This window comes from Pseudomonas sp. 5.2 (assembly GCF_059025405.1).
Map to the genome: position 1 here is coordinate 1 of NZ_JBYBHH010000057.1, position 631 is coordinate 631.

Annotated in this window: 1 protein-coding gene; it reads right to left on the minus strand. The window is 59.7% G+C overall.

Annotated features, from left to right (window positions below):
• Positions 1-631: immunoglobulin-like domain-containing protein (locus AC5PZ0_RS28280; RefSeq protein WP_493856213.1), on the minus strand; the 631-nt coding region annotated here is incomplete at both ends.

Here is a 631-nt window from a genome sequence, read left to right on the forward strand (position 1 = left end):
AGCGTCTTTGTAGACGTCGTCGCCCTGCGCTTCGTGGGTGTACGGCGCGCTGGTTTCACCCGCTTTGATGGTGACGGTGGCGTTGTTGCTCAGCGTCACGACCAGGTCGTGAGCCAGCGCGGTGTTGATGTGAACGGTGAAGGTCGGCTTCACGTTCTCAGCAACCGATACCTGATCGGCGGTGATGGTGACCTTGACCAGATCGCCTTCGTTGCCAGCGCCTGGAGTACCCGAGCCAGGCTCGTCAGTGACAGCAGTACTGACCGGCGTCTTGTCCAGAACCAGGTTCTCGAACTTACCAACATCCGCGCCATCAACCGAGGCGATCGACTTGATCACCGCGTCGTTGGTACCAACGTAAACGTTGTCCGGGGCAGTCACGGTGGTGAAACCAGTGGTGCTGTTGGCCGGAACCGTGATGACGGTGGTGCCGTCGCTCAAGGTGAAGGTCAGCGCCGAGTGTTTATCGATCGGCAGACCGTCTTTGTTGGTCAGCGTAATGGTGTAGGTGATCGCACCACCTTCGGTAACCGAAGGAGTGGCAGTCAGCTTAGCCACGACGTCGTCGGTGGTGTCGGTGACTTTGACCGAGGCGGCGTCACCCAGCTGCAGGTTCTCGAAGGCACGGCCA